Origin of the sequence: Aeromonas sp. Prich7-2, assembly GCF_017939255.1 — a bacterium.
Taxonomy (GTDB): Bacteria; Pseudomonadota; Gammaproteobacteria; order Enterobacterales; family Aeromonadaceae; genus Aeromonas; species Aeromonas caviae.
Map to the genome: position 1 here is coordinate 49,895 of NZ_JAGKRI010000355.1, position 7,937 is coordinate 57,831.

The 7,937-nt window shown below is 61.2% G+C and carries 7 protein-coding genes, 1 pseudogene and 1 riboswitch; of the genes and pseudogenes, 4 read left to right on the top strand and 4 right to left on the bottom strand.

Translation table 11 applies throughout. The annotated features are described in order from the left end of the window. The first annotated feature begins 235 nt into the window (after positions 1-235). Entirely contained in the window at positions 236-1,105 is an 870-nt protein-coding gene (locus J9892_RS23025) for a phosphoribulokinase (RefSeq protein ID WP_010673241.1), read from the top strand. Between the two features lie 16 nt (positions 1,106-1,121). Continuing rightward, complete coding sequence (locus J9892_RS23030; protein ID WP_161470753.1) at positions 1,122-1,655, top strand: DUF4136 domain-containing protein; 534 nt, start codon at positions 1,122-1,124, stop codon at positions 1,653-1,655. A gap of 69 nt (positions 1,656-1,724) precedes the next feature. On the opposite strand, the gene J9892_RS23035 is transcribed toward J9892_RS23030, so the two are convergent. Both J9892_RS23035 and J9892_RS23040 read right to left on the bottom strand, forming a co-directional pair. After that, on the bottom strand, positions 1,725-2,024 hold the full coding sequence (locus J9892_RS23035; protein ID WP_010673239.1) for a hypothetical protein: 300 nt from the start codon (positions 2,022-2,024) through the stop codon (positions 1,725-1,727). A gap of 48 nt (positions 2,025-2,072) precedes the next feature. Beyond that, entirely contained in the window at positions 2,073-2,477 is a 405-nt protein-coding gene (locus tag J9892_RS23040) for an OsmC family protein (protein WP_010673238.1), read from the bottom strand. 374 nt (positions 2,478-2,851) lie between these two features. Here J9892_RS23040 and crp point away from each other — a divergent pair, with 374 nt between their 5' ends. Both crp and J9892_RS23050 read left to right on the top strand, forming a co-directional pair. Continuing rightward, positions 2,852-3,490: a cAMP-activated global transcriptional regulator CRP gene (gene crp / locus J9892_RS23045; RefSeq protein ID WP_010673237.1), complete on the top strand. Its 639-nt coding sequence runs from the start codon at positions 2,852-2,854 to the stop codon at positions 3,488-3,490. 127 nt (positions 3,491-3,617) lie between these two features. Continuing rightward, complete coding sequence (locus tag J9892_RS23050) at positions 3,618-4,418, top strand: putative RNA methyltransferase (protein WP_124813077.1); 801 nt, start codon at positions 3,618-3,620, stop codon at positions 4,416-4,418. A gap of 140 nt (positions 4,419-4,558) precedes the next feature. Here the strand turns inward: J9892_RS23050 and J9892_RS23055 are convergent, their stop codons facing one another. Together J9892_RS23055 and J9892_RS23060 are read right to left on the bottom strand one after the other, a co-directional pair. Beyond that, positions 4,559-7,156, bottom strand: coding sequence for a glycosyl hydrolase family 18 protein (locus tag J9892_RS23055; protein ID WP_201871810.1), 2,598 nt, complete (start codon positions 7,154-7,156; stop codon positions 4,559-4,561). Between the two features lie 111 nt (positions 7,157-7,267). Then, positions 7,268-7,354, bottom strand: a riboswitch (cyclic di-GMP riboswitch). A 25-nt stretch (positions 7,355-7,379) separates the two neighbouring features. Continuing rightward, a pseudogene (locus J9892_RS23060) lies at positions 7,380-7,937 on the bottom strand (ISL3-like element ISAeme19 family transposase); the annotation flags it as partial.

Sequence of the window (7,937 nt, forward strand, 5' to 3'; positions counted from 1 at the left end):
CGCGGTCACGGCTTATCGGGCGGCTCACCCCGCCCTCCCCCTATCCAACTCGCACCATCAGGCCGCATGGCCAGCTCGCCACCCAGCAGCGCCTATTCCGGCGTCCCCAGCGCACAGGGCAGCCCTCGTTCACCGCTATTGTCGGGAAGCGTGGGGGCAGCGGGAGGATGACGGCGCACTTGACCGCACTTTGGGCCACCCCTTATAACGGAACTCCCAAGGAAGAGAGAATTCTATGTCGGCCAAGCATCCCATCATCGCGGTCACCGGTTCGTCCGGTGCCGGTACTTCCACCTCCACCAACGCCTTCCGCTCCATGTTCCACCAGCTTGGATACAAGGCGGCCGTGGTCGAGGGGGACAGTTTTCACCGCTACACCAGGCCCGAGATGGACGTGGCGATCCGCAAGGCCCGGGAGCAGGGGCGGCATATCAGCTACTTCGGCCCGGAGGCCAACGACTTCGGTCTGCTGGAGTCCTTTTTCCAGGAGTATGGCCAGAGCGGCACCGGCCAGTATCGGCGCTATCTGCACAGCTTCGACGAGGCGGTGCCTTTCAACCAGATGCCTGGCACCTTCACCCCCTGGCAGGATCTGCCCGGCGAGACGGATCTGCTGTTCTACGAAGGACTGCATGGCGGCGTGGTCACGGGGGAGCACAACGTGGCGCGGCACGTGGACTTTCTCATCGGCGTGGTGCCCATCGTCAACCTGGAGTGGATCCAGAAGCTCATTCGCGACACCTCGGAACGCGGCCACTCCCGCGAGGCGGTGACCGACTCCATCGTGCGTTCCATGGACGACTACATCAACTTCATCACGCCGCAGTTCTCCCGCACCCACATCAACTTCCAGCGGGTGCCGACCGTCGATACTTCCAACCCTTTCAGCGCCAAGGTGATACCCAGCCTGGACGAGAGTATGCTGGTGATCAGGTTTCGGGGCATCAAGCAGGTGGACTTCCCCTACCTGCTGTCGATGATAGACGGCGCCTTCATGTCCAGGATGAACACCATCGTCGTGCCGGGTGGCAAGATGGGCTTCGCAATGGAACTGATCCTGCGCCCCCTGATCCAGCAACTGATCGAAACAGGCAAGATCACCTGAGCCAAGGAGCTTAACGATGCGCGCTGCACTTCTCTCATTCACGCTGGCAACCCTGCTGGGCGGTTGCAGCTCCGGCCCCGCCGCACCCACGGTCGAAACGGGCACCATGGTGGTTCGCCCGGCGGAGCATTGGACCTACGGGGCGACACCACGCTATGCGCTGGCCGAACAATTCCAGTATGCGGGCAACAGCGCCGCGCCCTGGCTCGAACCGGTACAGCAGGCCGTCATCCGGCAACTGGACGGCAAAGGCTGGCGCAGCGTTCCCCTGGATGAGGCCGACGTCTGGGTCGCCATCGGGGTAGCTGGCAGCCAGGACATGAGCGATGGCGAGATCTTCTCCCGCCTCGGCATGACACCGGGCCTGAACGCCGCCGCCAATGCCCGCAAGGGAACCCTGGCCGTCGTGCTGCTCGACGGGCATAGCCAGAAAGCGGTGTGGAGCAGCGCCATCCAGCTCGCCAGCGACGTACCCGTCGCAGAGGAAGCCCGTGGCCAGCTTAGCCAGCAACTGGCCGCCCAGCTGCTGGGCTCGATACCGTCAGACTGATGTCTCGTTCAACAAAAACGGCCTGCTTCACACAGGCCGTTTTCCATGCACGCCGTGACGGCATCAGGGTCACTTCAACTCGCAGGTCAGCTGGGTCACACCGCTCTTGACCAGGGTGGCCTGCTTGTCCTGACGGGAGAAGGTAGTCACCCCGTCGGAATAGCTGGCAGTCTCTTTGGGCGACTCGATGCGCCCCAGCTTGTGATAGACACCGGCATAAGGGAACTGCACCATGTCGGCCTGGGCATCATAGGTGATGGCCAGCAACTCTTCCCCGCACTGATACTGGCTGTATTGATACTGGGTCGGCTGCGGCATGCTGCAGGCGGCCAGACCGAACAGGGGAAGCAACATCATCATTTTTTTCATCGCACTTTCCTTATGTCATGGCGTTATCGACGGGACAAACTATAGCGGTCAACCCTCAAGAATTTGATAACTATGGGTAATTTCTACCGCTTTTTCCAACATCAGGGAAACTGAACAATATTTTTCCATGGACAGATCCACCGCACGGGCGACCTGCTTCTCCGCCAGACCCTTGCCGGTCACCACGAACTTGAGGTGGATCTGCTCAAATACCCGGGGAACGGTATCGGCGCGGGTCCCTTCCAGTTCGACATGGCAGGCGGTCACGGACTGACGGGCCTTCTCCAGGATGGAGACCACATCGATGGAGCTGCAACCGCCGACAGCCAGCAGGATCATCTCCATCGGGCTGGCACCTTCACCCGGGTTGGCGCCATCCAGGGTCACCTGATGACCGGACTCGCTCTCCCCCACAAACTTCATGCCTTCCACCCAGCTGACCTTGGCTTTCATCTCTCACTTTCCTCTCAATGACAACGGTTCTAACGCCCATAGCATACCTCAAGCCGGGGTCGAGTGGCACATACGCCAGGATCTTGCCCGTTCCCGACGATAAAGCCCCGTTTGTGGCGACAGCAGCCTCTCCTGCGAAACGGACGACGACCCAAAGGGAAATAGATCGAAATCAACATCCGACCTCCTCTTCTTGCCTAGAATGCCCCGGACGACGCAGCAGATGGCGGCTCACCGGTGGACGGCAAAACCCCAAAGCCTTGTCAGCACAGGCAAAGGCTCTTATTCTACTGCGACCAAAGAGTAAGGAATGGCAAGCTTGGCAACTTGCCTGGACGCACAGTCCATAAAAATGACACTACAGAGGAAGTCTCATGATCATTGGCAAACCGCAAAGCGATCCCACCCTTGAGTGGTTCTTGTCGCATTGCCACATTCATAAGTATCCCGCCAAGAGCACCCTGATCCACGCCGGTGAAAAAGCGGAAACCCTCTACTACATCGTCAAGGGCACCGTCGCCGTCCTGATCAAGGATGACGAAGGCAAGGAGATGATCCTTTCCTACCTGAATCAGGGGGATTTCCTGGGCGAGATGGGGATGTTCGAAGAGAACGAGAATCCGGAGCGTTCCGCCTGGGTACGTGCCAAAGGCGCCTGCGAAGTCGCCGAGATCTCCTACAAGAAGTTCCGCCAGCTGATCCAGGTCAACCCGGACATCCTGATGCGTCTATCCGGTCAAATGGCCAAGCGCCTGCAGCACACCAGCCAGAAGGTCGGCAACCTCGCCTTCCTGGACGTGACCGGCCGCATTGCCCAGACCCTGCTCAACCTGGCCAAACAGCCGGATGCCATGACCCACCCGGATGGCATGCAGATCAAGATCACCCGCCAGGAGATCGGCCAGATCGTCGGCTGCTCCCGTGAAACCGTCGGCCGCATCCTCAAGATGCTGGAAGAGCAGGAGCTCATCTCCGCCCACGGCAAGACCATAGTGGTGTTTGGTACCCGCTGACCGGGTTCCGCCGACGGCGCCCGCACAGCGCCGTTGGATAAAAAGGCTGCCCATGGCAGCCTTTTCCGATCCTCTCCCCTATAATCCCGAGCGCCCCGCCGTCATGGCCTTCGCCAAGAGAACTCCTATGCACCTTCAATGCCCCCTTTGCCGCAGCCCCCTGCACCTTCATGCCGCCTCCCGCGGGGTCTATTGCGACAACAAGCACCACTTCGATCCCGCACCGGAAGGCTATCTGGACCTCATCCCCGGCAAGAAGAACCCCAAGGACAGCGACAGCCGGGCCCTGCTGCGCGCCAAGCGCCGCTTCCTGGAACAAGGCCACCAACTGCCTCTGGTGGACGCCATGGCGAACCTGCTCGCGCCTCTTGGCGAGCGCGAGCTTGTCCACCTCGGCTGCGGCGAGGGGTACTACTGCCGCGCCCTGGCTGAGCGGCTGCCCGGGTGGCAGGTCGGCGGTTTCGATCTGGCCAAGAATGCCATCTTCGCCGCCAACAAGGCGCAACCGGAAGGCCAGTTCGTCATCGCCGACCCGGCGCGCGCCCCGCTGCTGCCTGGCACGGCCCAGGTGCTGCTGGTCAACGACCTCAAGGTCAAGACGGAACTCCTGGTCAGCTGGCTGGCACCGGGCGGCTATCTGCTCCACGTGCAGCCCGGCCCTCGCCATCAGTGGCAATTGCGCGTCAGCCTCAATCCGGTGAGCATGGAACATCCCCTGAGCTGGCCCGCCCTCACCGGGCTTGTCAATGTTGCCCAGCAACGCGCCCAGTTCAGTACGGCGCTGGATCAGGGCCTGCGCGAGCACATTCTGGAGACCAGTCGCCTCGGCTGGCGTGCCAGCGGCGAGCAGCGTCACGCCTTCACCCACCAGGGGCCCGACGCCCTCGAGCAGGATCTGCTGCTCAGCCTGTGGCAAAAAACGCTGTAAACCGGTGACAAACCATGAAAAAAGGCCCTGACGGGCCTTTTTGACAAAGCGAGTGCGCTTTTCCCCTGACAGGGAAGAGACACCCGACCACGCAACAAGACAAAAATGGGGCCCTCGGCCCCATTTTTCATCACGGCAGATCAGTTGCAGCTCGCCGCGCCCTGATCGACCCAGACGGCGGCCTTGCCGGGCTCATCGCCCTTGGTCCAGTACTGGGCCTTCCACTTGCGGCCGTTGTGGCTGGTGACATCACCGCCGTTGTAGACCACTCCGGCATCCCAACCCAGTTGCACCTGGCTCACCAGTTTCCACTGATCGGCGGTGCGGCTCGGCTCGTTGCCCTGGGTCCAATACTTGGCCTGCCACACCAGTTGCTTGTGGCTCACCTTGTCATTGGTGTTGTAGACGGTACCTGCACTCCAGGCCGGGTGGTTGGCCGCATCCGGATCGCTGGCCTCGCAGCCACCACCTGTACTGGCCGGCTTGACGGTCAGGCGGGTAACGGCTGTGGCATCCAGCGCCCCATCGGTGACCACCAGGGTCAGATCGTAGGCCGTGTCACTGGCCACGTTCGAGCCCGTGACCACCAGGGTCGCGCTGTCCAGACCGGTGGCGCTGAGCCCGGCCGGCACTGTCCACTGATAGCTCAGGGCATCACCATTGGGGTCGGAAGCGGTGGCCTTGATGCTCACCTGCTTGCCGGCCTCGACGGTCGCACTGGCCGGTACGCTGACCACGGGGGGCAGGTTCGGCTGCGGCGCCTTGTTGGTGACCACCACCTGATCCTTGGCCGAGAGCCCCTGATCGTCGGTCACGGTCAGCTCGAACACCAGATTGATGTCGCTGCTGACGGCATCCAATACCGCACGGGCCTTGGCCTGGGTGGCATCCAGCAGGCTGGCCTGGGGTCCGGAGACCTGTTTCCAGCTGTAGGTCAGCGCCCCGTTTTCCGGATCGTGGGAGGCACTGCCGTTGAGGGTCACCTCGGCCGGGCCGGTGGCACTCAGATCGCTGCCGGCATTGGCAACCGGCGGCTTGTTGACCGGCGGCAGCGTACCCTCGCCGTGGCCCAGCCCCTCGTGCATGGCGTTGAGGATGTCGCCGTTGTCCGCATCAATTTCCCAGGCGAACAGACCGCCGAGCTGGTTCGCCAGCACGTACTGCCCCTTGGCCTTGACCGAGCGGTCGTTGTCGAAGGTAATGAGGTCGCCACTGCTGGCCTTGAAGACATAGGGGGCCTCGGCCGACTCGTCATAGCCCTGCTCCCAGCCTGCGCCCATGCGGTTGTTGACGATGTCGCGGTAATCCACTACGCCATTTTCCCAGGTACCGCTCACCGGTCCGGTAGCGGTGCCGGTGAAGGGGTTGCCGGCCTGGTAGTTCTTCACTCCGGTCCAGCCACGGCCATACATGGCCGCCCCCACCACAATCTTGCCCGGTGTCACCCCCTGACCCAGCAGCGCCTTGACGCCCTTGTCGGTGGTGTACTTGGTGGCCGGATCCCAGCTGGAGGCAAAGAGGTTGGTCTGGTGGGCCAGATTCGTCAGGTCGAAGGCGCCGCTGAAGTCGTAGCTCATCAGGAAGATGTGGTCCATGTACTGCTGGGCCGCCTGATAATCCACCTTGGCAATCTTGTCACCGCCGGCGCTGATGGCCGAGGTCAGCTCATACTGGCGGCCGGTCTCGGCTTCCAGTTCATCGAGCATGGCTCGCAACTCCTTCATCAGCACCACATAGGTGGCACCGTCATTCGGGCCGCCCAGGCTGGGGTTGGCCCCCTGTCCGCCCGGGAACTCCCAGTCGATGTCCACGCCGTCGAAGAATTTCCAGGTCTGCAGGAACTCTTTGACCGAGGCGACGAAGGTATCGCGCTTGGTCTTGTCACCCAGGAAATAGAAGGGATCGGAGAGGGTCCATCCGCCGACAGACGGCAGGATCTTAAGGTCCGGGTGGGCCTGTTTGAGAGCCATCAGGTTGCCGAAGTTGCCCTTGTAGGGCTCATCCCAGGCGCTGAGGTTGCCTTGGGACATCTGGATCGCCGCCCAGGGATCATGGATGGAGACCTTGAAGTCTTCGCGGCCCGCACAGGAGCGCTGCAACGCCTCGAAGCTGCCGGAGATCTCTTTGAGGCTGTCGTTGATGCCGTTGCCACCGCAGATGGGGGTGAAGCCGTAGAGGATATGGGTCAGGTTCTGGGCCGGGATCTTGTCCACGGTGAACTTGCGACCATAGACCCCCCACTCCACGTAGTAGGCCCCCACCACCTTGCCGGACTTGTTGGCGTAGGGCTTGTTGTTCTCCTTGAGGGGCGCATTGAGCGGCGCCAGGTGGCTGCCGTCGGTATCGGCGACCATCAGCTCCTTCTTGTCGGAGAGGGTGCAGCCATCGGCGTTGCACAGGGCCACCTGCATCTGGTAACGCCCCCCCTTGGTGACCTTGAAGTTGGCGGTACCCGCGGCGGAGGCCGGGCCTGACCACACCTCCTTGCCGTCGAGCAGTACCTTGGCGGTCTGTCCGACGTCACCGGACCAGAGGTTCCAGGTCACGCTGACGGGAGCGCCATCCTTGTGGACGGTCACCAGCTGGTTGTAGGCCGAAGCGGCCTGATTGACTTCAACGATGGCAAACTTGGTGGGGCCGGAGCCAATGGTGGGTTTGCCCGGGGCAGCGGCGAAGGCGGAGGTAGTGCAAAGCCCCCCGACCAGAAGCGCCAGCAGGGAAAGTTTTGGACTTAACATATTTGAACTTCCTTATTTCGTTATTGGAATTAACAACGAAAAAGGCAACGCAACCTGCCAGGTAACGCAGACAACATCGCAACCATGGCTTGGCCCATGGACGATACAACCTGTGGTGGCCCCGCTATCCTAGGTACGCAGACCCTTAGACCGGAAGCTTTGCGTCCCGGACTTTCATCCGGTTTGCCTTTTTGCACAACTTGATTTGCGACAAAAATAAGGTTCATCGCGGCTTTCCGGGGAAGGCCGCCTTGATTTTCAGAAAAAAGTATTCTGAGTCCCTAAATCCATATGCCATACGCTTTATCACTTTGATCTTGTTGTTCACCCCTTCCAGCACACTCGTGTGCATCGGGTAGTTTGCACTCGCCAGGATCCCCCGCATATATTTCGATAAATTTCGACCAAATCGTTGCAGCGGCGCTAGCCCGCTTTCCTTCACCTGCCGCATCCAGCTCCGCCATCGTCGCCATCCTTCCCACACGCTCGGCGCATACCAGATGCCCTTCAACCCCTCTTTCAGCACGTACACCATCGCCAGCGGTTGATTCGCCGCCAACAGCTCCTGCAACTTCACATCCTGTTTTTCACTCAACTTCGCCCGATTACGTAGCAGCAACCAACGCGCACTTTTAACCACTTTTCGCGCCGGTTTATCGCTTTTCAGTGCATTCGCCTGCTCCACTCGCACCCGGTCCACCACCTCTCGGCCATAGCGAGCCACCACGTGGAACAGGTCGTAGACCACCTCCGCCTGCGGGCAGTGTTGCTTCACCTCCAG